Raw genomic sequence first — 25,933 nt, 5'->3', positions numbered from 1 at the left:
AACTGGTGTTTCGTTGCTGTCTAATCACATCAGCAAGTCCGATGAAAGCTGCTGCTACGCAAATGTGCTCCAAGCACGGATGGCTCCGCGAGGGTCTCTCGACTATCGTGTCCGCCGTCCTGCTTCTGGCGATGTTCGGCGCCGCGCCCGCCTTTGGGCAGACGGCCGTTGATCTCGTCATTGGCAAAGGAAATACGCCCGATCAAGTGGCGTACCCAGGCGATGTCACTACGTATACCGTAACGCTTACCAACTCAAGCGCAACGGTAGACGCAGACGACATCGAAATCACGGATGACCTCCCCGAGGATCATCTGGGCAACGCCATTTTCGGTGTGCCCTTCAACGTGATGAACACGCACGGCACGTACTCCTACGATGCCGGCACTAACACGATCACCGTGAGTGACATCGATCTGGCCCCGCTGGCTACGATGACGCTTACGTACGACGTGGCTGTGGTCACGCCCTTTGAGGGTGACTACACGAACACGGCGGCTGTGACATTTCCTCCGGCCTGGATCTTTGATCCGGACCTGTCGAACAACACAACGTCGTATCTCCTGACGGTTCTTGAGCCGATTAAATTCCCGGCCAAGTCCGCCGTCCAGGCACTGGTTGCCTGCCAGAATGAGGCAGACGCCTTCCATATCCTCGCCGGCCAGATGAATGGTCCGATCCTGCGCTCCGTGCCGGACGGATTCTTCCTCGGCGGACGTCGCTGGTCCACCTCTACGGTTGGCCTGCCCGTTGAGAATCTGGTTGTGAATGACCTCTTTGTTGTCCGTAACCCGGTTTCCGGTGTTGCTGACCAGGTCTTCGCCGCGGTTTGGGGCTATGACGGCCTTTACCGCACGGACGACTGCGGTCGCACGTGGTCTACGGTCGACTTCCCGGGCATGGCCCAGTACGGCGATCCCTTCAAGATTGTCTACGCCATTACCCGTGGCCCCGGTGGTCCGCTTGGCTACATCCTGTACGCCTCTGCCGACCGCGGTCGCATCTTCCGCTCGCTTGACGGTGGCATCACCTGGGACATGACCATGTCTCTGCCGGGTGGAAGCGCCGACACGCCGTGGGCGATCGCTGCCGATCCGACCACGGAAGGTCTGCTCTTTGCCGGAACGTTCGGCAACGGTCTCTACATCTCCCGTGACTACGGCGAGTTCTGGGAGCGTACGGGCAACAACGGCATCCCCGGTTCGGGCGCCATGCACATCTTCGACCTGGAGTTCGATCCCGAGAAGATGCCCATGACGTTGTGGGCGGCCACCGCTGAAGGCGTGTTCTTCACGCAGGACGAAGGCTTCTCATGGGCCGAGCAGTCCGACGGTCTCGAGATCACCGGCAACAACGGTGTGACGTTCGTCACCAAGGAGGCACGCGCCATTGCGTTCGCCAAGCCGAACCCCGGTTCGACGCTGCTCGACTACAGCCTCTACACGGCTGTCTGGGGCGCGGGCATCTTCAAGCTCGAAGGCGACCGCTACTACACCAACTGGGACCCGGTTCTCCTGCGCAACTTCGACTCCAACGCCATCCTGGTGCACAACGGTTCTCTGATCGTGGGCACCAACGGCCAGGGCATGTACGAAGTGCCGATCGCTGCCTCCTCGACCTCCACCGAGGGTGTCACGGCTGAGATCCCCGAGGGCTTCAACCTGCAGCAGAACTACCCGAACCCGTTCAACCCGACCACGTCGATCTCCTTCGACCTGCCGGAAGCAGCGGCTGTTCGACTCTCCGTATTCGATGTGCTCGGTCGCGAAGTTGCCGTCCTGGTCGACGGTAAAATGAATGCCGGAAACCACGCCGTGTCTTTCGACGCAGCTGGCTTCCAGAGCGGCATGTACATCTACAGGCTGGAAACGGCCGCGCACACGCTCACCAAGAGCATGGTGCTGATGAAGTAACTCGCAGCCGCGAGGCACAGTAGCGTAGCGGAGCAGGTCGGGACGCGGGCTTTCGAGCACGCGTCCCGACCGCATTTTCCAGGGGTAAATGCCCCTCGCCCCAGCGCGGGATTCCGGATGTCCGGGATCCCGCGCCGTGTTTTGGCGGAGCCTTCAGGCGCGCGATCCGGTCTCGGGTTGAGACGGATCGTTTCGAAATGGAACGTGCGCGGAATCCGCAAGAAGCCGTTTTTGGCCCGAAATGGCCGGTTTGTGCGATCCGGTCATGTCCGAATGGTTTTCGGCCCCGCTTTTGTGTCAGGCAGTCCGAACACCAACAGAAGGGGGGCAGCGCCACCCCCAACAGCCATGATCGGACTCATTCTCCTCGTTATCAGCCTCGCCATTGCCGGCGTCGGATTGTACCGCGCCGAAAAGACGCTCTTCTCCAGAGGCACGGCAAGTGCGGATGCCTCTGCGCGACAGCTTGCGGAAGCAGCCGAGGCTTTCCCCGTTGAAGCAGCGCGCCACGACACGTTCGAGTCGGAGGCACCGCTGGCCGATCAGGACTTCCCGATTGCCACGGGCGATGGGGTTGCGAGCGTGCCCGGGCCAATTTCCGTCTCTCCAAACACCCAGATCCCGGTCGCCAACGATCAGGTGCTCGTGGTGGACCTTGATCAAAAAGTGCGCAGCAGGCTTCGCGAAATTCTGGGCGACACGTACAGTGTGGTCGAGGCCGAGAACGCAGCGCGTGCGGTGTCCATGATGTCGCGGCGCCAGCCGGCGCTTGCCATCGTCGGTTCCAATGTCAAGGACCGCCATGGACGCCCTTTCTGGGAATGGATGCGGCGCTCGGACACGCTGGGCCAGGTGCCGGTCCTGCTGATCACGGCATTGACGGCGCACGAGGACATCGCCGATCGCTTTGATCACCTGCCGTATCGTCCGTCGGCCGTGCTCCGCAAGCCGCTTCTCATCGACGAGGTGGGCCGTACGGTGTCCCGCATTGTGGAAGGCAACGAGGACTCCTGGAGCAGCGATCCCACATGGGGAACGTTCCAGATCGGCAATGACGAAGATGCGCGGTTCGTGCGGCGCGCCCAGCAGGATGTAGAAGGCAATATCGCCAACCCCTCCTTCGGTGTGCGCGAGCTGTCGGCCGAGATGGGCCTGTCGGCGCGGCAGCTCCAGCGACGGCTTCGCGAAACCACCGGACAGTCTCCGAACTCATTTATCCGCTCCATTCGCCTCCAGCAGGCGGCCCGCATGCTCGAGCATGGTTCGGAGCCGGTCTCTCAGGTGGCGTATGCTGTCGGCTTCAACAGCCTGTCGTACTTCGCAAAGTGCTTCCGCGAGCACTTCGGACGGAACCCCTCCGAGTTCACGGCGCGTCGCGCTCGCACCGGCGCCTCGGTCTGAGACCGCCCGATCCGGCAACTCGGGCCCGCCGTCCCACGGTCCGGGCTATGAGTCCTCCCCGGAGGCGACGTTCTCGGGGGGCGGATCATCCCGGCCCAACCAGCGACGGAGCACTCGGCGCCAGGACGGGAAATCGGTCTGATAGGTGAGGCCGGCTCCGGCGGTGTTGGTGAGGTCGGCATTCTGAAGAATGTCCCCCTCGCGGCGGAAGAAGACTTGCGCAGAGACGGCCGGGCTCAGTCTCACCTCGACGACGAACTCGCCCTGAATGCCTTGGGTGTTCGCCCGCGTGTTGTCGGTGCTGGATCCCTGGTAAACCCCCTCGCCCCGGATGATGAGTCGCTCATCGAGCAGTCGGAGCGCCACCCCATAGGTGATGTCGAGGTCTTCGGCCCGCTCTCCCTGGAGCCCGAAATTGAAGTCGACATTCGGCAGTGCCGCATCCAGGAAGCGGGACAACTGCGACGACACAAGCTGGGAAACGCTGTTGAATGCCAGCTGCTCGCCCGCTCCGGCGCTCAGGTTGTCGGTGGTAAGCTGGAAGGAATTGGTCAGCAGCACGCTGGTGGCATACTCCGTAGCGCGGTCCGGTTGGTTGAGCCGGGCCTCCAGTGCCTGATAATCGCCCAGGGCGTTTTGGTTGGAGCGATCGATACTCAGTCCCAGATCCACCTGGGGCGATGCGACGAGGCCGGTGATGGACAACTCGACGACCAGGGGAATCAGCGCGCCGCCAAGATTCACATCATCCAGACCTGTCGTGCTGGCCCGCGTCCGGTACAGCGCGGACAGATTCATGCGCGCGTTGATGGGGTCTCCAACCCAGGAGAGCGTTCCACCAGGCTGAATGATGAAGCGGCGCACGAACACCTCGCCTGCTGTAAACAGGTAGTCGCCGCCAAGCACCTCCATCTGACCGAAAACGAGGAATTCCCCCTGATTGCGTCGGATCTGCACGCGTCCGGTGCTTTCGGCATTGATCACATCGCCCAGAAGCGGGTCGATTACAAGGTGAATGAGTGATCCGCGCGGGGCCTGGATATTCATGTCCATGTCCAGCCCGTCAAGAAATTGTCGCTCGGCAGAAGCGCGTCGTGCCAGCACAAACGGTCTGCGGATCAGTCGCTCAAGGTCCGGCAGCTGGCCGGTCGAATCGGCGAAAATGATGAACGACGCATCTCCCTCCTCGATGGCCTCCACGATGGGGATGAAGAGCTGGCTGTCCTCGGACGTACGGCCGTCAGGAATGCGCAGCGTGGCGTTGGTGAGGGGGCCGGTAAGTGTGGCTGAACCGGTGCCTTTGATAAACCCGTAGAACGGCAGCTCCGGCGTCTCGCCCCGATTCATGACAAGCAGGTCTTCGAGGGTCCCCGACACGTCGAAGGAAAAGAACCTGTAATCGTTGAAATACATCGGCCCCGCGAGATCGGCGGTGCCCCCATTCTCATCGGTGAGCAGCACGCGCTCGAAATGGATGGCATCCCGGTCGATGCGCACCGAGCCCTCCATGGAATAGTCGATCCCGATGAGCGGAATGCCGAAATCGACCCGGTCCACGTCCAGCCTGGCGTTCACGGTGGGGCTGCCGAACGCGCCAGTCATGGTACCGCCTCCGTACGCGAATCCGGTAAACCGGTCCACGCTCTCGTTGAAGATGTACTTCAGGAAGAAGAGGTCGATGCGCTCGCCGTCGATGGCCAGGTCCCAGTTGCCCGGGTCACCCTCGGAGGGAGGTCGCACGGTGCCGGCTACCGTCAGCCGGTTGTCGATGACTTCACTCACGGGTGCAACCGACGCGGGCGTAGGGGTTGGCGCGATGCGAAGATCAAGGCGAATTTCCTCAGAGCCGGGCGGTATGTCGGTGCGAATGAATACGCTGCCCAGCTGCCGGTCATCCATGATGAAGGCCGGTACGCGCACCGTGCCGGTCGTCAAAGGCCGATCAAACCCTCCGGTAATGCGCACATCCGCCGAGAGCAGTCCACCTAATTGCCGACGCAGGCTGGCAAATTCGGTCAACTCGGCCAGACGGAGTGAGCGGGCTGTGACTGAAAGGGTATCCCCCGGTGCCGGAGAAATTGTGCCCGCCAGGGTCAGCCGCTGTGATCCCAGTCGTTCCGTAATGGTCAGGTTGTCGACGGCCACGGCATCATTGAAGAGATCAATGACGGCAGGGGACTGAAGGGACCAGTTCAGCTGACGGGCCTCGACCTGCAGGGTGTCCAGGCGCAAGCGCGTCCGGTCGTCACGAAGCCGGGTATCAGCCGAGACGACAAAGGGGCCGATGTCAGACCCCCTTCCGGCCCGCATGGTGACTCGGCCGCGCCGTTGTGCCAGATCGACGGCCAGGTGCCAGTCAGGCACGGCGGTCACCCCTGCCGTCACGGTATCGGAGCGCACGTCCAGCGAGAGGATCAGGTTTTCTTCCACCTGCCCGTCGTACCGCGTTTCGAGCGCCAGCGTGGCCTCGCCGGAGCGCAGCCCGTATCGGCCCCATCGCAGGGAGTCGGACAGGAGGGTGAGTTGCGAGTCGATGTGATTGGCGTCGGCGTTCAGGCGCAGGCCCAGTTCGGCGGTTCCAGCCACGGCCGGGATCCCGGGAACGAGCGACGCCGGCCTCGACAGATCTGATATGGTCAGGCTGCCGAAGGATTGCAGGGGCTCGGTGCCGAGCAGCGGTTCGCGCAGCAGAGAGGCGGTGACGTCATCGACCGATGCCAGGCCACCGGACCGGTCATAAGGCTTCTGCTGCTCCCGGCGCAGTCCGTCCGTCAGGGCACGACCCCAGAATTGCAGCGCCTGCAGGGCGTGGTCCGGTGAATCGCCAAGTACGACTCGACCGGCCGCCCCGGTGCCGTCCAGGGTCAGTACGTAGAGCGTGTCCTCAAGCGCGGACCGGAGTCGGACCTGCTGCGGCAAAGCATGTGTCTCTCCACGTGGGTTCGTGATTCTGGAGGAGTCGACGCGAGCGGAGACGGTGCCGAGCAATCGACTGCGGTCGTCAATCTGGGCTACCAACTCGCCGTTGAGGCTGGTCGACAGTCCATCCCGACCAAGAAGCGCGCCGAGGTCGACATCGTCCAGTTGCGCGTCCAGTTCGAGCGCGCCGGAGGCCTGCCAGGCCATGTCGGCAGTCATGGCGCCGGCCGGCTGGATCAGTCGCGTGGTGGCCGAGCCTCCGCCTGGATTCCAGCTGGATTGCAGGCGCACCACGTCCGCAAAAACGGGTCCGATCCGGGAGTCCCGCATCGAGGCGGTCAGCGTGCCCGAGGTCCGCGCGCTCTCGAGTGCCAGCACGCCGTCCAGCGTCGTAATGGTATTGAGCAGGGCATCGCCTCCACCGGTGAGGTACAGCTGTCCGGTATCGAGCGATGTAGTCTCCAACAGACCCTGGACCCGCAGGTAGGTGTCCGATCCCGCAAGTCGGGGTGCTGCCGAGTCCAGCTCGTCAAATCCCGGTGCCAGGCGGAATTCGCCATCGAAGGATGCAGAGCCGGCCTCCGTGGCAGCAACCAGCCGAACGTCGGACCGGCCGGCCAGGGCGCCCTCAAGCTGAAGCCGGCCGTTAACGAAGACTTCAGCCGCAAGGGAGTCAACCAGCAGTCTGTCCGGTAGCAGCAAGGAGGGTGCGATGCGCTCGAGGTCGCTGCGCAAGAGTGGTGTCGCTTCCAACTCCATGTCCGCCAGCGCCACCGTCGGAAGCCCCGAGACGGTGCCCGAGAGTGCTACCCGGGATCCGCCGGAAGAGAGGCCGAGCTCGGAAATCACAAAATCGTCGAGCGTGCCGCTGGCCGACAGAGTCAACTCCGCTGATCCTCGCAGGGGAGATGAGGTGACAAAACCGGACAGTTCGTCAAAGGACACCCGGGACGGCTCCAGGGCAACTCGGAATTCGGGCCGATCGGTGCGTTCGACAAAGCCGGAAAACTGCACGTCAGACCCTGCCGTTTGCAGAATAGCCTGGTTGACCGTGATGCGGGAGGAGTCGACGACGGCCTGTCCGGAAGCCCCCAGCACATCGAGTGCCGGCTCCCGACCCAGTCCGCTCGCCGCTAGCAATTCGATCAGGTAACGACCTTCCGACTGTTCGATACGCGTATCGAAGGACAGGTTCTCCGCAAGCGTAACGGCCTCGCCGGACACTATGCGGCCGCCCCGGGCCAGCAGTCTTGCCGAACGGAAATCCCAGGCGGACGCGCCTGTCCGGGCGGAGTCCGGCCGGCGTGGAAACACATCCGACCACCCCGTGGCTCCCACCGAATCGACGGCCAGCCGCAAGGACGGATTTATGAGCTCTACCCGGCGCGTGTCCAGACGTCGCCTGAGCAGGTCTTCCCAGGAAGGACGAACCCGGATGGTGTCAACCTGCAGCAGGTCCATGCCGCCTGCATCGCGCACGCGCACATCGATGGCGGTGAACTGTTGTGCCAGATTTCCCGTCAGTCGTCCAATCTGCAGGGACGCCTCGGTCGAGCGCGAGAACTGGGCTTCAATCTGCCGTGCTACCTGTTCACGACCGATCTCTGTGCGTGTCGCCGCGAAGAACGCTACCACAAGAAGCAGCAGCACGGCACCGATCGCGCCGGCGGTATTCCGGGAGATATGCTTGAGGGGAGCAGCCATCCCGTCAAATACGACGGCCGCGGGTCAGAGTGCCCGGGAGGTGCCGTTCAGGTGCATTTGCGTGGGTGCGGCCGCGGGTCAGAGTGCCCGGGCGGGGCCGTTCAGGTGCATTTGCGCACGGCGGGTAGCGTTCGGGCCTCGGCGCCCCGGGCAGTCACGTCACCAGCACGTGTCGCCAGGCCGCTTCCAGGTCGGCCGGAGCGATATTCTCCTCCAGGTACGGTTGCCCGAGCCGCTTCAGGAGCACGAATCGAAGCCGGCCCGCATCGACCTTTTTGTCGGCGCGCATGGCCTGCATCACTTCTCCCAACGCCACGTCCGCGGGAATGGGTGGCACGGGAATCTGGCGAACCAGCAAGTCCGTGCGCATATAGTCCAGCTTCGGGTGATACCGACGTGACAGGTAGAGGGCAGCGCGCATGCCGATGGCAACGGCCTCCCCATGAGTCAGGATCTGATACTCTGTGGCCTGCTCCAGCGCGTGCCCGAACGTGTGGCCGAAATTGAGGTACATACGCGGCCCGCGCTCGCGCTCGTCGCGGCTCACGATGTCCACTTTGACCTGGCAGGCCCTGCGAAGCACTTCGCCGACTACCGCCTGATCCCGCGCGGCGAATCGAGGCCAGGCGTCACTGAGGATTTCGAACAGCCGCGGGTCGCCGATGAGCGCGTGCTTGATCACCTCCGCCGCGCCGCTCATCCACTCCCTCGGCGGAAGCGTGGCGAGGGTGTTCGTGTCCGTCAGCACCAGCGCCGGCTGGTGGAAGGCCCCGACCAGATTCTTGCCGGCGTCGTGGTTGATTCCCGTTTTTCCGCCGATGGAGGAGTCGACTTGCGCCAGGAGCGAGGTGGGCACGTGTACGAGGGGCACGCCACGCAGCAATGTCGCCGCTGCGAATCCGGCCAGATCACCGATAACCCCACCCCCGAGGGCAACAATCGGTGTTTTTCGATCGATCCCCCAACCGAGAGCCGCGTCGTAGATGGCTTGCAGGTGTTCGGGGCTCTTGGTCGACTCTCCCGGCGGAAGGGCCAGCAGCCGCGGCTCCCAGCCGTCCTGCTTGAGGGTCGTATCCACCGGCACGCCGTAGAGATCGGCCACATTCTTGTCGCTGACAACCAGGACGCGGCCGGGTCGCAGGCCGACGTCCCGCATGGCGACGGCGAGATCAAGCAGGGGGCGAAAGGCGACCGGGTATCCAATACCGGTCGGAAAATGAACGCGAATGGCGTCAGATCTCATGCTGCGGGAGAATCGGGAACGATGCGAATCACGACGCAAGTTAGGTCGTCGTGCGGCTCCTGTCCCGATACAAACGCGGCATGGGCTCCGCGAATGGCGGAAAGCACAGACTCTGCCGAGCCCTCCTGTGCCCGGACGAGGTCGATGAGCCGTTGACGACCGAACTCGTTGCCCGCAGGGTCACGTGCCTCCGTGAGGCCGTCCGAGTACAGAATGAGCAGGTCGTCCCCCTGTATCTCGAGCGTCTCTTCCGTAGTGAACCGCTCAAACAGGTCCGTGCGCTCCAGGCCGATTCCGATGCCGGGAGGCTGCAGCACGTAGACCGACGCATCCGATCTCCGAACCACGAGAAGGGGGCAGTGACCGGCCCGGGCAAAGCGCAGTTGTCGCTTGCGCACATCCAGAAGCGCGTAGACCAGGGTGGCGAACATGCTGCGATCAGAGGACTGACCGAACATGCGGTTCACGTGGGCCAACACGCTGAGTGGCGACTGGTCCGATTCAGACCGCGACTGAAGAAAGCCCTTGAGCATGGTCATGTAGAGCGCGGCCGGCATGCCTTTGCCGGACACGTCCCCTACGACAATTCCGAGTCGATCGTCGTCGAATTCCAGGAAGTCGTAGTAGTCGCCACCGACCTCCCGGGCGGGCTCGGAAAAGGCCGCCACCTCCAGGCCTGCCGGCTCAGGCACGCGCGCCGGCAACATGCGAAGCTGCGCCTGGCGGGCGATATCGAGCTCCAGCTTCAGCCGCTCCCGCTCGGAAATGAAGCGAACATATTTGGGGGCAAACGCCTTGTCGTCCACCTGTTCGCCCCGGAAGACCGCATACGTGCCGTAGGCCAATACGGTGAGACCGGCTGTCAGCGTGATGAGACCGGCCGTTTCGAAGGCCGGGTGCAACAGGTAGGTGGCCGTGACCTTGCTCAATCCGATGAAGAGAAAGCCGCAGAACACCGTCCACAGGTCGTACCGCGCAAAGAACAGGTAGCCCGCCACACCCGTCACCACCGACAGCGCCGCGCCGATGCGGCGGTCCAGCACGACCGTCGTTTCGGAAAAGAACGTGCCGAACAGCACGGCGGTGATGGCCATGGCGACCCACGTTCTTTTCAGTCTCAGCTTCAGAAGGCCGAGCACGAACAGGAAGGCATAGGTGGTGCCGAGAACGGCGTCAATGATCGCCGTCGGTACCGCAAACCCGTGTGGAAACACCGCCGACATCAGGTACAGGTCCTGCTGTCCCACGACCGTCCACTGATTGCCGGCCACTAGGGGTAGCAGCACGTACCAGACGCCCAGAGTAATCCCGGCAAGCGACGCACCTCTGAGGATGCCGGAGCCCACATCGCGCGTGAAAAGCCGTTGGGCAAAAAGCTTGTCGAACGTGGCCAGTTTGGACGGCCAGGCCTCTCGGGAGACGGATTCCCCGGCGTTCCACACAAAGAAGACGGCGAGGGAGGTGAAGAACACCTGCAGGCTGATTCCAACCAGCGCAAATGCGGCCGTGAAGTTGCCCTCTGCATCCGAAAACGTCGAATGCATGATGTAAGGCGCCACGTTGAAGGTCCACCAGGAAAACAGGACCAGCACGGCAAACGCCATCAGAAAACCATTGCGCACCCCAATTTCGCTGGATCGGAATCGCAGTGCGAAAATGATCAGGGCGGCCACCCATACCAGCGTGACCAGAATCAGGATGCCGAAGTCCCAGAGCGTGTGCAGGGTCTCTACCGGCTGGAACCGGGCCTGGAATTCGTCCGAGAGCTCCACGGTACGGGACCAACTGGCCACCTCATCGCCCGCAATCACCAGGCGCAGGAACTGGCGCGAGTCCTCGGCCCCCGGCATGGGTCGACTCCAGAGCAGGGTATGATCGCTTCGCGCGGTCAACTGGTCCACGCGCGACTCTACCAGCGTCCATCCGTCGAGGGGCTGGCCGGCCACCTGCTCAACAAAGGTCGTCGCCATCGCCCGGGCCTGCGTCTCATCGAGCCGGACGCCACTGGCTCCCGGCACCGTCGGGTGGGCGATGCGGAAAACCGACCCATCAGGCGCCACACGCACCCGGATCGGCGCACTCCGCGAGGGGTGGGACAGGAACACCTCCCACCAGACCGGTGGACGGAAGGCAATCAGTTCCTCGGCTGCCTGTACCTCGGTTTGCAGGAACGCAGACCATGCGTGGTCGGTGCGCAGCGAGACATTCTCGACCTCGGCGTCTGCCACATGGTAGCCCAGCTCCTTGAGATGCGCGATGGCCACATAACCCGCTTCGGTCCGGTCAATCTGAAGCGGCGACCGAGACAGCGGCTGATGCTGTTCGAACCGTTGCCAGAACACCAGAATTCCAACCAGGCCCAGAACGGCGAGTAACCCGCGCTCCACGTACCAGGAGCCGGAGCGGGAGGGAGTCTCGGACGTTGGAGGGGGCATAGGCGACGACAATGGCCCACAAGGTACTGGACTTTGCACACAACGTGGCTGCGCGCATCCTGCGGCCGGGAGATGCGGCGGTGGACGCTACCGTGGGTAACGGTCACGACACCCGCTTTCTGGCCGAAAGGGTCGGACCGGGAGGGCAGATCTGGGGCTTCGATGTACAGGCAAAGGCGTTGCGTCGCGCTCATGAGCGGCTGCGGGACGTGTCCGCATCCGTCACGCTGATCCGCGACTCGCACGCTTCGATGGCAGCTTACGTGGCAATGCCCATGCGCGTTGCACTTTTCAACCTTGGATACTTGCCCGGGGGATCTCGCGCGGTCACGACCACGGCGGAGAGCACGATCACCGCGCTGGAAGCCTCCTGGAGCCTGCTGACGCACGATGGGCGCATCGTACTGGTGCTCTACCGCGGTCACCCGGGAGGGGCCGAAGAGGCGCGGGCTGTCCTGGACTGGGCCGGGGGACTGGGTTCTGCATCGGTGGTGCGCTTTGGATTCACGGGGCGCGGTGGGGCACCACCCGAAGCCTTGGTCGTAGCACGCCGCCCCTCGCACGGATCCCGGTAACGCCCGGAGGCCTGTCGCAACCGAGACCCCGTCATGTGCCTCATACTCTTCGCCATCAACAGCCATCCGGAGTATCCGCTGGTGCTCGCGGCCAATCGAGACGAGTTTCTCTCCCGTCCAACGGCACCGGCCGGCTTCTGGAAGGATGCGCCTGAACGGCTCGGCGGCCGAGACCTGACGGCCGGCGGAACGTGGCTGGCGGTATCGAAGGTCGGAGGTCTGGCTGCGGTCACCAACGTGCGCGAACCGTCTCGATTTCGCGAAGGTGCTCGGTCCCGGGGGGATCTGGTAACGGGTGCGCTCGAGGCCCTGCCGGACACCGAGACCTATCTCCAGGGCCTTGACGGATCCGAGTACAACGGGTACAACCTGATTGTCATCTCAGGCGGTGAAGCGTGGTACACGTCAAATCGTGTTGAGGGTCAGCAGAGACTGGCAGGCGGCGTCTACGGGCTCAGCAACGCCCGGCTCGATACCCCGTGGCCAAAAGTGGTGCGGGGCAAGGACAGGCTGGCTGAGGCCCTCAGCGGCCTCGCTGCGACGCGGCCCGACCTTGAGCCGCTGTTCCGGCTGCTGGCCGACACGGATGGTGCCCCCGATGCAGAGCTCCCCGACACCGGCGTGCCACTCGACGTGGAGCGCAGGCTGGCCTCCCCGTTCATTCGCATGGACGGCTATGGGACGAGGTCGTCCACGGTTGTGCTCTGGCGCTCCGACGGCACGTGTCTGTTCGCAGAACGCACCTTCCCACCGGCCGGTGGCTCGGCCGAAGACCGCCGGTTCGAGGTGGCGTTACCCGAACCCATTCCCTCTCTGTCATGAAGCCCGTACGCTCCCGCGTCGAACGCGGTCATTACGAAACGCGCGTCACGACCAGGCACCACCGCCTTGTCGCAGACGAGCCCAAAGAGCTGGGCGGTTCCGATCTCGGCCCGACGCCCTACGAACTGCTGGCTGCCGCCCTCGGCACCTGTACTGCGATTACGCTTCGCATGTACGCGGACCGCAAGGGTTGGCCGTTGGATGCGGTTGATGTGCGCGTGGACCACCAGAAAATCCACGCCAGGGACTGTGACTGCGAGACCACCGCAACGGGGCGCATTGACCTCATGCGCAGAGACATCGTGCTGGAGGGAGCCCTGGAAGCCGATCAGCGAGCGCGGCTGCTGGAGATCGCCGACAAGTGTCCGGTACACCGCACGCTGGAAGGCGAGATTGTTGTGACCACCAACCTGCTGGAGCAGTTGGACTGACCAGTCAGGCGTGCATGGTCGCTCTGACTCCAATTCCGGGGGCGACCGGAAGCCTTGGGTGCCCGTCGACAAGTGCCACGCCTTCAAACGGAGGATTGGCGATCAGTTCGGCGCCGTCCAGATCCGTGAAGTCCGCCAGCGAAGCCAGATGTGCCGCGGCCGTGATGGCGACGGCGCTTTCGACCATGCAGCCCAGCACGACCTGCATGTCAAGCGCACGCGCCATGTCGATCAGCTTGAGTGTCGCAGCGATGCCGCCGCACTTGGCGAGCTTGACGTTGACGCCGTCCGCCGCACCGGCCAGTGCGATCAGATCGTCCACCGTGTGCGCGCTCTCGTCCGCAATCAGCGGTGGGCGTCCCGATGGAGCCAGCAGTCGACGCAACAGGTGCCAGTCCTCCGGGTCGGTCTGGGCGATGGGCTGCTCAATGAATGAGACCTTTAGTTCAGCCAGTTGCGGGATGATGCGCACCGCCTCGGGGATGGACCACCCACCGTTGGCATCGACGCACAGTTCGGCCTCGGGACGGGTCAGGCGCACGGTACGCGCCACGCGCACGTCCTCGTCGGTGTCGCCCGAGCCCAGCTTGAGTTTCAGACGGTCGCCCTCGGGCAGGGTGGGAGCGGCTCCGGTTTCCGGAATTCCAACGGTGCGGTAGCTGGCCGGGGCGGCAGACGGATCCAGGCCGAGCATTGCATGAAGCGGTTGGCCGGCGGCCTGGGCCCACCAATCGTGCAGGGCAAGGTCCAGGGCGCAGCGAGCCGCAGCCGGGCCGTCGGGCAGATTCGAGATCCATGTGCGGATGGGAGGCGGCGAATCCGGGTTCCATTCGGGCAGCTTCACTCCGTCAAGCCACGCTGCCACCTCCGGATAGCCGACCCCGAGGTAGGGCGGCAATCCCGCCTCGCCAACCGCTTCGCCAAGCCGCACGAGCACATTGGTGCGCTCGGCACTGACGCCGTGCGCAATACGAAAGGGGCGTGCCAACTTCAGAACGAGTGGCTCGGTGACGATGGGTCTCATGCCAGGTGAAACGTGCTCATATCCATACGCGCCGATTCGGTCCGTAAAGGGCCGTGTGGCTGGCTTCGGGCGTGTCAAAATCCACGAGACCTGGTCCGGAAACGCTCGGAAGGCCCGTGCGCGTGCCCGCATCATACGCCGTGACGGTCGTCCAGGCCTGGAATGCGACGCGGTGGGCAGGGCTCGCCGCGCGGCCGACCGGGCGGATGGTCAGTCCCTCCGGACCCTGGTCTTCAGGTCCCGAGCTCAACCCGATCGGACCGTTGCCCCGGCTGTCGGCAGTACGGGCGATGGACGCTTCGCACACCCTGCCGCTTCCGTCTCCGGTCCGCACGTGACCGCACAGTGCGCGGGTGGAGGCCGTGATCTCAGCAAGGTGACGGAGAACAAGAGCGTCGCCCCGCCGCGACGACAGGCCGTCTGCCCACTCCAGGCGCAACGCCGGGGTTGCGGAACCGAGAATGACCTGATCCAGGGAGGCCGCCAGGCGTAGCAGGGTTTCTCCGTCCAGCGTGTCGGCCAGTCGCGAGAGCGAGTACAAGATCGGCACGGTCGGCACGTGTCGCGGGGTGGCGGTCACGGCACGCGAAAGCAGTTCCCAGCCGGCCTCGCACGCATCCACCGGCCGGGCGCCGGAAACCGGCGCCGGCCGGATCTCCACCTGCGCGCCGAGCAGGCCCTGGGGCAATTGCCCTTCGGGCCAATGCCCCAGGGCCCGCTCGGCAAGGGCCTGAACGGCAGACGCCGCGGCTGCGGAGCCAAGCTCCGCGGCCGCGGCGTCTACTGCTGCCTCGATGCGATTCAAGTGACCTAGGGTTTGGTCAGCGCTGTGAAGTAGGTGGTTACCTGTCCGTTCGCCGGACGGAGAACTCGCACAATAAACGAGTCGCCGGATTCAATATCCCGGTAGATCCCCCGGAAATCCTCTACACCGGCGACGGGCTGCCGGTCGGCTTCGATGATCACATCGCCGTTGCGCAACTCGCCTTCGCTGTACGCCCGGCTGGAAACATCCACGTTGGTCACGAGCGCGCCGCGCTGACCGGCTTCAAAGCCCAGACGTTCCGGATTGCTCAGGTCCCGCAGCGCCATGCCGAGGTCGGCCATGGGGTTGGCATCGTCCTCCTCCTGGAGAACCGGCTCCTGACCATTGTTGGCGGTGATGATTTCGGCGCGTCGACCGAGCTCGACGGTCACTGTGCGGCGATCGTCGTCGCGAACCACTTCCAGCTTGACGCGCGCGCCTGGAGCCAGGTTGCCCACAAGAATGCGCAGCTCGTTGGCATCACGCAGCCGGCGATCGTTCACGGCGGTGATCACATCTCCCTCCCTGAGTCCTGCGTTGTCGGCGGGCTGGCCAGGCAGGATCAAGGTGATCTGTGCGGCACCACGCGGCACGTCCAACGCTTCGGCGAGCGCGGCGCTGATCGGTGCGAAGTTGAGGCCGAGGGCTCCGCGTTCCACGCGGCCTTCGTCAATCAACTGGGCCGCGACGTTCTCCACGACGTCAACCGGGATGGCGAAGCCGATGCCCTGGTTGCCCCCAGTTCGTGAGTAGATGGCCGAGTTGATGCCGATCATGCGTCCCCGCAGATCTACAAGCGGCCCGCCCGAGTTGCCCGGGTTGATGGCCGCATCGGTCTGGATGAACTGCGCAAAAAAGTTCAGGCCCGAAAGATTGCTGCTCGAGCGTCCAAGCGCCGAGACAATCCCGGAAGTCACCGTGTTGCCGAGATCGGCTGACAGGGGGGAGCCGAATGCCATGACCCACTGGCCGACGCGCACGTCATCGATCCGCCCATACTGCAGATATGGCAGCCCATCGGCTTCAATGCGAATGACGGCCAGATCACTTTCGGCATCCGTTCCGACGACTTCCGCGTCGTAGAACTCGCCATTGAACAGCTGCACCTCCAGATCATCCGCGTTGCGGATGACATGGTCATTGGTGATGATGTAGCCGTTGTCCCGGATGATTACCCCCGAACCCAGCGCCTGGGACCGCTGCTGATCGGGCTGCTGGTCACGACCGGGCCCGTTGAAGAAGTTCTCGAAGGGAGTTCCCGAGAACGGGTCGGGCCGGTCCACAACCCGCTCGGAGCGGATTTGTACCACTGCCGGATTCACGGCTTCAGCGACGGAGATGAAGGAGGACTCGAAGTCCAGGACGCTCGGTGTCGGAGCTGCCTCTTCCAGGGTCACGGGACCGGCCTTGACAGGCGTCCCGATCTTGTCACCGGCGTCCATCCAGTTGGCCCCGACGGTAGCCGACAGCAGGCCGGCGATAAAAGCGCCTACCAGAAGCATGGCCACCGTGGTGCGTGCGAGAGCGTTCATTTCTGGGTGCGAATAGTCAGTTATACGTGTCAGGTTTGTACGCAAAACTGGCCGATTTGTGCCAGTAGGCGCACATTCTCAAGGGATACGGTCAGCAAACGAACGAGGGTTGGGCATTCGTGTGTGCCCTGCTACCGTTCGGCCTTCCATAGCGCCGGTTAGCGATGCCGGACCCTTCGCACGATTCGGATCAACCCTTCGCGAGGTGCCCCAGCGCATGGGCGTGAAGCGCCGCCAGCAGGCGATCGTGGATGCCGCCGAAACCGCCGTTCGACATGATCAGGGCCACGTCGCCCGGCGCGAGGTATTCGGTGAGCGCAGGCAACAGCTCGTCTGCAGATGCCCCGACGACACCGTGCACCCCTCCGGTGCCAACGGCTTCCAGCAGCGCCTCGGTGTCCATGAAGTCCTCGCGGCGGTCGTTGTGTCGGAAGGGTGGGGAGGACAGAAACAAAGCGTCGGCACCGAGGAAAGCCTCCTGGTAGCCTCTCTGAAAGACCCGCCGACGGCTTGAGTTGGAACGCGGCTCGAAGACCGCGACGATCCTGCGGGCCGGCCAGCGCTCGCGCGCGGCCTGCAGGGTGGCGCGAACGGCAGTAGGGTGATGGGCAAAATCGTCGACTACCACCACGCCCCCGGCCTCGCCTCGAACCTCCTGCCTGCGCTTGATACCGGCGAACGTCTGCAGTCCGTCGCAGAGCGCATCGACCGGGACGCCCTCCGCCAGGGCCACCGCCAGCACGGCCAGCGTGTTTTGCAGATTGTGGGTGCCGGACAGAGGCAGATAGAAGTCGCCGACTTGATCGCCTCCGGATACAAGGGTAAAGTGCTGACCCTCGTCCGCCGGCCGGACCCCGGTAGCGTGGATGTCCGCTGCAGGGCTGATGCCGTAAGTAGTCGTTCTGGCGCGGGTCCATCCGGCGAGCGCGGCGACCTCCGCATCGTCCGCATTGAGTACCAGCGTGCTGTCCGGTGCGGCCGACGCCGCAAACAGGCGGAAGGCCTGCCTGTAGTCTTCCCAGGAGTCGTAGATGTCGGCGTGGTCGAACTCCATCGATGTCACGATGCCGACATCGGGGGTGTAATGCAGGAATTTGGGGCGCTTGTCGAAGTAGGCGCTGTCGTACTCGTCTCCTTCGACCACGAAATGCGTTCCCGAACCGATGGAGTAGGAGCGGTTTCCGTTCACCATTACGCCACCGACCAGAAATCCCGGGTCGCAGCCGGCGGCGGCCAGCACGTGGACCATGAGGCTGGTGGTAGTCGTCTTGCCGTGCGTTCCGGCCACGACAATGGACCGGCGTTCGGCGAGGAAATAGCGGGCGAGGATCTCCGGGAAGGAGCCCTGAACAAGCCCCCGATCACGGGCCGCTGCGGCCTCTGCATGGGTCGGAGTGCAGGCGTTGCCCACGACCACCAGATCCGGTTGCGGGTCGAGGTTGTCGGCAGAGTAGCCCTCCGCCACGGGAATGCCCAGTTCCGCCAGGCGCGTGCTCATGGGCGGCCAGGCAGCCGCATCGGAGCCACGCACCTCATAACCGGCCTCCCGGAGAAGGCCGGCCAGCGAGCCCATACCCGTGCCGCAAATGCCGATCAGCCAGGCATCACGAAAGGAACCCGGCTCCGGCAGCTCGGGCCGGTCGAAAACCCTCAGATGAGCGTCCGGGAGCCGGGTGATGTCTTTCATGCGGTCACGGGCTGCTTGCTGGACATGCGCTCAGAGACCGAATCGAATACCGAGTACATGACAGGCACAATGACCAGTGTCAGGAACGTGGCAAAGGTCAGTCCGCTGATAATGGCGGTGCCCATCGGACCCCAAAACTGCGTGTTCTCGGAGCCGAACTGGAAGTTGGGATCCAGATTCGTCAGCAGGCCCACGAAGTCGATGTTGATGCCGAAGGTCAGCGGAATCAGGCCGAGCACGGTCGTCATGGCGGTAAGCAGCACCGGTCGCAGTCGGGTGGCCCCGGCCTCGATGATGGCGTCATGCTTGGCCATGCCGCGCTCTCGCAGCTGCATGGCGTAGTCGACCAGGACGATGTTGTTGTTCACCACGATACCGGCCAGACTGATGACGCCGATGAAGGTCATCAGACCATACGGGGTGCGGGTGAGCAGGAGGCCGAGCAGCACGCCGATCAGCGACAGGCCGACGGCCACCATGATGATGAACGGGGCGCTCACGCTGTTGAACTGCGCGACCATGATCATAAAAATCAGCGCGACACCCACGAGGAGTACGATGGTCAGGAAGCTGAAGCTCTCATTGAATTCCTCGTTCTCGCCGGTGTAGGCCATCTGGTACCCGGGAGGCAGCGCTTCCTGGTAGGGCCCCAGGAGCTGCTGGACCTGCGCCAGGATCGCCTGACCGTTGGCGCCGGGGGCAGCGTCACCGCTGACGGTCGCCACGCGATCCAGGTCCAGACGGGTAACCGAGCCGAGTCCGCCCTGCACGCTCAGGTCGGCGACCGCTGTCAGCGGAATCTGCCTGCCTTCGTCCAGGATGGTCAGGTTGTTCAGGCTTTCCAGGCTGGCCCGGTCCGACTCGCGCAGCCGCACGGTGATGTCGAACTCGTCCTCGCCGTCCCGCCACTTGCCGGCCTCGACACCGTTGATGGCCGAACGCACGGTGGAGGCCACCTTGCTGGTGTTCAGTCCGAACCGGGCTGCCCGCTCGCGGTCGATTTCCACCTGGAGCTCGGGCCGTCCGGTGTTGAGGTTGTCACGTACGTCCACCAGGCCTGGGATGGCGCCGGTGTCGGCGGCCTCGACCAGCATCTGCTTGACTTCCTCGGCAATGCGCTGGATCTCGACAAACTCCTCCCCGGAGATCTCAATGTTGACCGGTGCGCCGGTCGGCGGGCCGTTCGAGTCCTGCGTGATCTCGATCTCAGCACCAGGAATTCCCTGGAGCTGATCCCGGATTCGAGCCAGCGTCTCCGTGGACGGCTCATCCCGGTCGGCATAATCCACCAGGTTCAGCGTCACGCGGGACCGTTCCGGGCTGGCGCCCCCGCCTCCGAAGTCAAAGTCACCGCCGACTCCGACGTTGACGAGCAGGCTCTTCACGTTGTCCTTGGCCGCCTCAGAGGACTCCAGCAGGCCCAGGATGCGTGAATGCACTTCCGTGGCCAGCTGGTTGGAGGCCTGGATGTTCATGCCCAGCGGGCCGGAGGCCGTGATGCGTACCTGACGTGGGTCCGTCGTCGGGAAGAACTCGGTGCCTGTGGGCGCCAGACCAAACATGGTCAGGATGGCCACGAATGCGCCGAGCGACACGTTGAGCAGGCGCGAGCGGTTGTCGGTGAGGATCAGGCGCTCTCGTTTGTTGAACGCCCAGCCGAGTGCGCCCACGACCACAATGATGATGGGCAGCACCAGCAGATCCACAATGGTGCTGACCGCCACGGTGCGCGGCCCCATTGCCATGAGCAGCAGCAGTGCGAGCGAGATGCCGCCAAAAATGGCGCCGCCCCGCACGGAGCTCTTGCCCCCGATGTAAATGGCCTCGAGGGAATGCAGCACCACGCCCAGCACGCCGATCACCAGCAAAATGACGCCGGGAATGAGCACAATCGTGGCGCTCGTACCGCCGAGGGTTGCCGAGACCAGGCCGGAAACGACCAGGAGCACGAAACCCGCGGTCAAACTGACCAGGGCGGCCGTGTTGCGCAGCATGGCGCGCTTGACGCTGTAGTCTCGGACCAGCATCCAGTCAAGGAAGGACCGGTACCGCTGGATCAGACGAGGGAGGCCTGTGGAGACAAAACGGTCCCCGATGGGCTTCATGACTCGCGCGTGCAGAATCATGAGAACCGGGACGGCCACCGCAAGCACCACGAGTGTCTTCCAGTTGGCCAGCCCGATCATGAGTGCCAGCGCCACAATCGCGGCCGTAAACACCCTGCGCTGCAGCTTGGACCGCTTCGGCTTGTCCTCGGACTCCAGACGCACAAAGATGCCGGTGATGACCGGGTTGATGATGATCGCCACAAAGAGCGAACAACAGAGTGTGACGATCAGCGTGAGCGGCATGTAGCTCATGAACTCGCCAATCACGCCCGGCCAGAAGAGCATGGGCACGAACACCGCCACGGTCGTGAGCGTGGAGGCGATCACGGCGCCGGCCACCTCGGCCGTCGCCAGCCGGGCGGCCTCAAACCGCCCGTAACCCTCTTCCCTGAATCGGTAGATGTTCTCTACGATCACGATTGCGTTGTCGACGAGCATGCCGAGCGCAATGATCAGTGAGAAGAGGATGATGAAGTTCAGCGTGTAGCCCAGGGCCTGGAAGACCGTGAACGAGATGAACATCGAGAGCGGAATGGCGATGCCCACCAGCGTCGCGTTGCGCACGCCCAGGAAGAACAGCAGCACGGCGATCACGAAAATCAGCCCCGAGATGATGCTGTTCTCCAGGTCCATGATGAGTTCCTCGACCGCTTCGGACTCATCGCCCGTAATCACGACGTTCGTCCCGTTCGGGAACGGATACTCAGCCAGCACCTGATCCACGGCCGCGACAGTCTCGAGGATGTTCTCACCGGAGCGCTTCTTGACGTTCAGGCTGATGACCGGCAGTGTGTCCGGGTTTTCGGCGACCACCTCCAGTTGGCCCTCGATTTCCTCGACCTGGTACACGGCCAGACGGGAGTATGACTCGCGCTCCTTGAAGCCAAACGTCACGTTAGCCACGTCGCGCACATAGATCGGAGTGCCACCGGGGCTTTTGACCACCAGGTCGCTGATCTCGGAGGGCTCCGAAAACTCGCCGTCGACGCGCACCAGGAAGTTCAGGGCATCGACATCCACGGAACCGCCCGGGATGTTGGTATTCTCGTTGCGAATGGCATCAACCACGTCCTGGAACGCCACGTTGTAGCCCTGCAGGGCCACGAGATCCACATCGATCTGGACCTCACGCTCGAGTCCACCGATCAGGTCCACCTCGAGGATGCCCGGCACGCCCTCGATCTCGTCCTGAAGCTCCTCGGCCACCTCCTTCAGGCGGGGCAGCGGGTACGGCGCTGACAGGTTGACGACCAGAATCGGGAACTCCGAAAAGTCGATTTCACTGACGATGGGCTCCTCGACATCGTTGGGCAGGTCAGCCCTGGCCACATCCACCTTGTCCCGAACCTTCGAAAACGCCTCGTCGATGGAGATGTCCGGCTCAAATTCGATGATCACCGAGGACACCCCCTCGGTGGAGGTGGATCGGATTTCCTTGATGCCGTTGACGTTCTGAACCTCACGCTCCACGTGTTGCGTGATCAGGCTCTCGATGTCGTCCGGAGACGCCCCCGGGTACACCGTGGTCACCACGATGTTGGGCACCTCGATGGAGGGAGCGGCTTCCTTCGGAATCGTCGTGTAGGAGTAGATGCCGCCCAGCACCAGCGTGACCGTCAGAACAACGACGGTCGTGCGATACTTGATAGCCAGATTGGTAATGGTCATGTCGGCTACTCGGTCGTGGTGCGGTTGGCGATTTCTATGGCGTCCCCTTCGGTCACATTGGTCTGCCCGACGACGATGATTTCATCGCCCGCCTGCAGACCCGACTCCACCACCGCGAGGCCGCGGTAGGAGGCGCCGAGCACCACCGGACGTCGCTCTGCAACCTGCACCGTGCCGTCTCCCGGGGAAGTGACCACGAAGACAGACGAACGGTCCTCTTCGCGCAGTACCGCGGTGATGGGCACCACGAGACGCTGATCGAGCACGGCACGGGTGACGAGCAGATTGGCGATCATCGCGGGCTTGAGTGCACCGTCGGGGTTGTTCACCTCCACCTCCACACGGAATGTGCGGCTCTGAGGATCGATGACGCGGCTCGCGAAGCGCACGACTCCTTCGATGTCAGGGATGCCATATGCGGAAAACGAAGCCCGGGCGCCACTGCCGACCTGAATGTCGGAGGCGTAGCGCTCCGGCACTCCGGCGACAATATTGACGCGGCTTGTATTGACCAGGCGAAGCACCTGGCTGCCAGGCAACAGCTGTTCGCCGGCATCGGCATAGTGCTCCTCGACGGTGCCGGAGAATGGGGCCAGCACGCGTGTATTGTCCAGGGCTTTCGTTGCCTGGGCCACCGCAGATTCCGCCTGGCTGCGCTGGGCACGGGCCTGAATGAGCTGGGTGCGCACGGACTCGAACTCCAGTGCACTGATGATTGAGTCCTGGAAGAGCGGCTCCTGGCGGTTGAAGTTGTCCTGCGCCAGGTTTTCCTGGGCTTTCTGGACTTCCAGGATGGCCTCGGCCTGTCGCAACGCGGCGGCCAGCAGTTCAGAGTCCATGCGCGCGACCACGGCTCCGCGTCCGACAGTGCGGCCGAGCGGCGCAATGTACTCGAGCGTACCACCTGCCTGTGCGGACAGCGACGCGTCGTTCGGGGCTTCGATGGTACCGGTGATCTGCACCACGTCCTCGAACGTGGTGGGCTGAACCACAGCCGTCTCCACGCGCACCACGCGGGTGGTGGGCGCCGGGGTGGCGGTGGTGGTCGGCTCGGCGTCGCCGTTGGAACCGTCCTCGCCGGATGCAGCGCAACCAGCCAGGACCAGAAGGAGGGCGACGATCAGGCCGCCAGTAACTGAAGAGAGGGGACGGGACATTGTAGTCATCATGTTGGGGCGCTACTGGTTGGACGTCAGGGACGGGTCGGTGAGTCCTTCCGGAGCACCTACGGCGGCTTCGAAAGCGGATTCGGCCACGAGGAAATCGTGGATGGCCTGGAGATAATTCAGTCGGCTCTGGTCCAGCTGGTCACTGGCCTCGCGGACCTCGAGGGGGGAGGCGACGCCTTCACGGAGTCGGGTCTCCGCAAAGCTGTAGTTCAGCTCCGCACGCTCGACGTTCTTCTCCTGGCTGGCCAGGCGCTGGCGGGCGGTGCGCAGGTTGCGCAGGGCCTGGTCGACTTCGACGGCCACGGCGCGCTGCAGGAATTCGTGATCTACCTCTGCCTTCTGTTTGGCGATGCGGCGCTGCTGCACCCGGCGATGCGTGCCCAGGCCGTCAAACAGCGTCCAGCTCAGCCGAAGGCCCACGTTCACAGACGTGTCCCAGTAGGCGTCGCTGAAGTAGCCGAGTTCCTGCGTCGAGAAGCTGAAGGGGTCATTCGGGTCACTGACCGTGATAACCCGGGAGTCCGGCACGTTGCCGATGTAGCCCACGTTCAGGAAAGCGTCCAGGGTGGGCAGATAGGCAGACTTGGCCACCTTGAGCTGGATGTCTTCCAGTTCGACCGCGATGCGAGCCTGCTCCAGGTCCGGGCGCCGGGTGAGGGCTTCGTTGATGGCCGCATCGCGCGCAATCAGCAGGGCGCTGGCAGCGCGTTCTCCGTCGAGGCTGCCGCGGAGGCGTACCTCCTGGGTCCCCGGAATGCCGAGGAGAAGCTTGAGGTTGTCGATGGCGGAGGCGGCCGCCGTCGAGGTCTGCGTCAGCTGGGTCTCCAGGTTGGCCAGGTTCACTTCTGCGCTCAGGCGCTGGAATTTGGGCGCAACGCCCTCGGCCACCTGACGCGCGACTTCGGAGGTCGTGGCGCGTGAGCGTCGCACACTGAGGTCCATCACACGAGTCTGTTCCTGCGCCAGAAGAGCGCCGAGAAAGGCGGCCTTGACGTCATTCACGACAACCTGCTCCTGCCGCTCGAGGGCCGCCGAGTTCAGCGGTTTCAGCCACCGGGAAGCTCCGGCTGCGCCGAGCACGGCGCGAGGGTCGAAGATCTTCTGCGTGATTGACAGACTGTTTGCGTACTGGGTCGGTACCGCAAACGGGTTGTCGGAGTTGTCCCGTACTATTCCCGCAGCTTCCAGGCCTGCCTGCTGCCTCAGGAAGAACTCCTCAACCGAGATCGGCTGAGTCTCTGCGCTTCCGTCAGTTCGGGCCTGCTCGTTGAACGCCAGCCAGTCGATAAACCCGAGGGACTGAAAGAAGCTGCCTGCAGACGATCCGGAGAAGGGGTTGGCCGAGCGCACGTTTCGCGTGTACGACGATGACAGCGAGACCTGCGGGAAAAGCTGAGCCCACCCTTCGTTCACCAGGGCGCTGGCGTTCTCTTCCTCCAGCTGGAGATTGCGGATGACATTGTTGTTCACCCGGGCAATCTGGATCGCCTCGTCCATCGTAAGCGTCACAGGGCCGTCCGTCTGCGCCTGTGCCGGGTGGGGCAGAAGCGTCATCGCGACCGTCACCAGGGCGATCAGTAGGGGGGGCAAGGGTAGTCGATTCATGGTCACTCCTGCGGAATCAGAAGTCCGTCAAAAAGGAACGTCGATAGGAAATCGCCGGCGGCTTCTGCACCACCGGAGGGCTTGGCCTGACCCGTATGGGCACGTTCGAGCGCCCGATGCATCTGCAGGCCATTGATGTTGCCGAAAAGCATGTCGGCCACCGCGTGCGGCGGAAACGGGCGCATGGCACCAAGCTCGATGGCTCGCTGCACGTGGCCGGAAAGGGCAGTCGTAACCCGGTGCCGCTGGCCCAGGAAGAAGTCGAGCTTCTGCGGGTCGTCCGAAAGGCACATGCGATGTGCCTCGCGGGCCAGAATCAGAAACAGGTTTTCCCGCTCTTCGAAGTATTCGAAGCACCGCGTGATGAAGCCCCGAAACCTTGCGCGCGCACTGCGGCGCCAGGTTTCCGGGTCGGTCTCCGGGAAGGAGCGCTCGATGATCGCGGTGAGGTCGTCATAGATCTCCTCGAAGATGGCGAAGAGAAGCTCGTCCTTGCCGTCGGGGAAGTAGTTGTAGAGCGTGCCTTTGCCCAGCTCCGCGCGCAACGCGACTTCATCCAGGGTCGCCCCACCAAATCCTTTCTCCGCAAACACAGAACGTGCTGCGACGAGAATTTCGGTACGTCTGGCCAGTCGCTCGCGCTCGCGTCGGCTGGCAACGGGTGAGGATGAAGCGAGACCGGCGGCGGTCTCGGAAGAGGCGGGTCGGATCAAGGGAAAGGGGGACGGCCGGCTTGGAAGTCGTAAGGTGACCGGCCAGTCAGATCGCGACCGATACGTCAGCATCTTTGACGAGATGCGCCCTTCCTGTTAAGCGAGCGTGAACAAACGGCCCTCCCCAGCCCTGCACATATGTGCCGGCGCATCCTAGGACCCGAACATGGACGAACGCG

16 protein-coding genes are annotated in these 25,933 nt (G+C 63.7%); 5 read left to right on the top strand and 11 right to left on the bottom strand.

From position 1 onward, the window contains the following. Positions 1-41 precede the first annotated feature (41 nt). Complete coding sequence (locus tag JJ896_17025; GenBank protein ID MBO6781363.1) at positions 42-1,913, top strand: T9SS type A sorting domain-containing protein; 1,872 nt, start codon at positions 42-44, stop codon at positions 1,911-1,913. A 348-nt stretch (positions 1,914-2,261) separates the two neighbouring features. Then, entirely contained in the window at positions 2,262-3,314 is a 1,053-nt protein-coding gene (locus JJ896_17020; protein MBO6781362.1) for a helix-turn-helix domain-containing protein, read from the top strand. Positions 3,315-3,359: 45 nt separating this feature from the next. Here the strand turns inward: JJ896_17020 and JJ896_17015 are convergent, their stop codons facing one another. The 3 genes from JJ896_17015 to JJ896_17005 form a co-directional block, all read right to left on the bottom strand. Then, on the bottom strand, positions 3,360-7,937 hold the full coding sequence (locus JJ896_17015; protein MBO6781361.1) for a translocation/assembly module TamB domain-containing protein: 4,578 nt from the start codon (positions 7,935-7,937) through the stop codon (positions 3,360-3,362). 154 nt (positions 7,938-8,091) lie between these two features. Then, positions 8,092-9,180 carry a 3-dehydroquinate synthase gene (aroB, locus tag JJ896_17010; GenBank protein ID MBO6781360.1) on the bottom strand — a complete coding sequence of 363 codons (1,089 nt, stop codon included), beginning with the start codon at positions 9,178-9,180 and terminating at the stop codon, positions 8,092-8,094. Further along, positions 9,177-11,615: a PP2C family protein-serine/threonine phosphatase gene (locus JJ896_17005; GenBank protein ID MBO6781359.1), complete on the bottom strand. Its 2,439-nt coding sequence runs from the start codon at positions 11,613-11,615 to the stop codon at positions 9,177-9,179. Before JJ896_17005 ends, aroB begins: the two co-directional genes overlap by 4 nt. A gap of 11 nt (positions 11,616-11,626) precedes the next feature. Between JJ896_17005 and JJ896_17000 the strand changes: the two genes are divergently transcribed. Genes JJ896_17000 through JJ896_16990 form a run of 3 tightly spaced genes read left to right on the top strand, consistent with a single transcriptional unit; the run spans position 11,627 to position 13,443 of the window. Then, complete coding sequence (locus JJ896_17000) at positions 11,627-12,190, top strand: class I SAM-dependent methyltransferase (protein ID MBO6781358.1); 564 nt, start codon at positions 11,627-11,629, stop codon at positions 12,188-12,190. Between the two features lie 33 nt (positions 12,191-12,223). Beyond that, complete coding sequence (locus JJ896_16995) at positions 12,224-13,012, top strand: NRDE family protein (GenBank protein MBO6781357.1); 789 nt, start codon at positions 12,224-12,226, stop codon at positions 13,010-13,012. Continuing rightward, on the top strand, positions 13,009-13,443 hold the full coding sequence (locus JJ896_16990) for an OsmC family protein (GenBank protein MBO6781356.1): 435 nt from the start codon (positions 13,009-13,011) through the stop codon (positions 13,441-13,443). The genes JJ896_16995 and JJ896_16990 overlap by 4 nt, the downstream gene beginning before the upstream one ends. 4 nt (positions 13,444-13,447) lie before the next feature. Here JJ896_16990 and JJ896_16985 read toward each other — a convergent pair whose 3' ends face one another. The 8 genes from JJ896_16985 to JJ896_16950 all read right to left on the bottom strand — a co-directional run bounded on the left by JJ896_16985 (position 13,448) and on the right by JJ896_16950 (position 25,754). Next, complete coding sequence (locus JJ896_16985) at positions 13,448-14,467, bottom strand: hypothetical protein (GenBank protein ID MBO6781355.1); 1,020 nt, start codon at positions 14,465-14,467, stop codon at positions 13,448-13,450. 16 nt (positions 14,468-14,483) lie between these two features. Then, complete coding sequence (locus JJ896_16980) at positions 14,484-15,272, bottom strand: hypothetical protein (GenBank protein MBO6781354.1); 789 nt, start codon at positions 15,270-15,272, stop codon at positions 14,484-14,486. A 5-nt stretch (positions 15,273-15,277) separates the two neighbouring features. Then, the gene (locus tag JJ896_16975; protein ID MBO6781353.1) at positions 15,278-16,804 is read right to left on the bottom strand and encodes a Do family serine endopeptidase; all 1,527 of its coding nucleotides are present in this window, start codon (positions 16,802-16,804) and stop codon (positions 15,278-15,280) included. 190 nt (positions 16,805-16,994) lie between these two features. Further along, a complete protein-coding gene (locus JJ896_16970) occupies positions 16,995-18,491 on the bottom strand; it encodes a UDP-N-acetylmuramate--L-alanine ligase (protein ID MBO6781352.1) in 1,497 nt (498 codons plus the stop codon). Continuing rightward, on the bottom strand, positions 18,488-22,267 hold the full coding sequence (locus JJ896_16965; protein MBO6781351.1) for an efflux RND transporter permease subunit: 3,780 nt from the start codon (positions 22,265-22,267) through the stop codon (positions 18,488-18,490). Before JJ896_16965 ends, JJ896_16970 begins: the two co-directional genes overlap by 4 nt. Positions 22,268-22,272: 5 nt before the next feature. Further along, a complete protein-coding gene (locus JJ896_16960; GenBank protein MBO6781350.1) occupies positions 22,273-23,424 on the bottom strand; it encodes an efflux RND transporter periplasmic adaptor subunit in 1,152 nt (383 codons plus the stop codon). A gap of 21 nt (positions 23,425-23,445) precedes the next feature. Then, positions 23,446-25,041 carry a TolC family protein gene (locus tag JJ896_16955; protein MBO6781349.1) on the bottom strand — a complete coding sequence of 532 codons (1,596 nt, stop codon included), beginning with the start codon at positions 25,039-25,041 and terminating at the stop codon, positions 23,446-23,448. A 2-nt stretch (positions 25,042-25,043) separates the two neighbouring features. Then, positions 25,044-25,754 carry a TetR/AcrR family transcriptional regulator gene (locus tag JJ896_16950; protein ID MBO6781348.1) on the bottom strand — a complete coding sequence of 237 codons (711 nt, stop codon included), beginning with the start codon at positions 25,752-25,754 and terminating at the stop codon, positions 25,044-25,046. Positions 25,755-25,933 lie beyond the last annotated feature (179 nt).

This window comes from Rhodothermales bacterium, assembly GCA_017643395.1.
Taxonomy (GTDB): Bacteria; Bacteroidota; Rhodothermia; order Rhodothermales; family UBA10348; genus JABDJZ01.
Note: the sequence above shows the minus strand (reverse complement) of the source record. Positions and strands in the feature narration are given on the sequence as shown.

Bases quoted from the DNA above. Each gene is read 5' to 3' on its own strand.
- JJ896_17025 (MBO6781363.1), top strand. From the start codon at position 42: ATGAAAGCTGCTGCTACGCAAATGTGCTCCAAGCACGGATGGCTCCGC.
- JJ896_17020 (MBO6781362.1), top strand. From the start codon at position 2,262: ATGATCGGACTCATTCTCCTCGTTATCAGCCTCGCCATTGCCGGCGTC.
- JJ896_17015 (MBO6781361.1), bottom strand. From the start codon at position 7,937: ATGGCTGCTCCCCTCAAGCATATCTCCCGGAATACCGCCGGCGCGATC.
- aroB (MBO6781360.1), bottom strand. From the start codon at position 9,180: ATGAGATCTGACGCCATTCGCGTTCATTTTCCGACCGGTATTGGATAC.
- JJ896_17005 (MBO6781359.1), bottom strand. From the start codon at position 11,615: ATGCCCCCTCCAACGTCCGAGACTCCCTCCCGCTCCGGCTCCTGGTAC.
- JJ896_17000 (MBO6781358.1), top strand. From the start codon at position 11,627: ATGGCCCACAAGGTACTGGACTTTGCACACAACGTGGCTGCGCGCATC.
- JJ896_16995 (MBO6781357.1), top strand. From the start codon at position 12,224: ATGTGCCTCATACTCTTCGCCATCAACAGCCATCCGGAGTATCCGCTG.
- JJ896_16990 (MBO6781356.1), top strand. From the start codon at position 13,009: ATGAAGCCCGTACGCTCCCGCGTCGAACGCGGTCATTACGAAACGCGC.
- JJ896_16985 (MBO6781355.1), bottom strand. From the start codon at position 14,467: ATGAGACCCATCGTCACCGAGCCACTCGTTCTGAAGTTGGCACGCCCC.
- JJ896_16975 (MBO6781353.1), bottom strand. From the start codon at position 16,804: ATGAACGCTCTCGCACGCACCACGGTGGCCATGCTTCTGGTAGGCGCT.
- JJ896_16970 (MBO6781352.1), bottom strand. From the start codon at position 18,491: ATGAAAGACATCACCCGGCTCCCGGACGCTCATCTGAGGGTTTTCGAC.
- JJ896_16965 (MBO6781351.1), bottom strand. From the start codon at position 22,267: ATGACCATTACCAATCTGGCTATCAAGTATCGCACGACCGTCGTTGTT.
- JJ896_16960 (MBO6781350.1), bottom strand. From the start codon at position 23,424: ATGTCCCGTCCCCTCTCTTCAGTTACTGGCGGCCTGATCGTCGCCCTC.
- JJ896_16955 (MBO6781349.1), bottom strand. From the start codon at position 25,041: ATGAATCGACTACCCTTGCCCCCCCTACTGATCGCCCTGGTGACGGTC.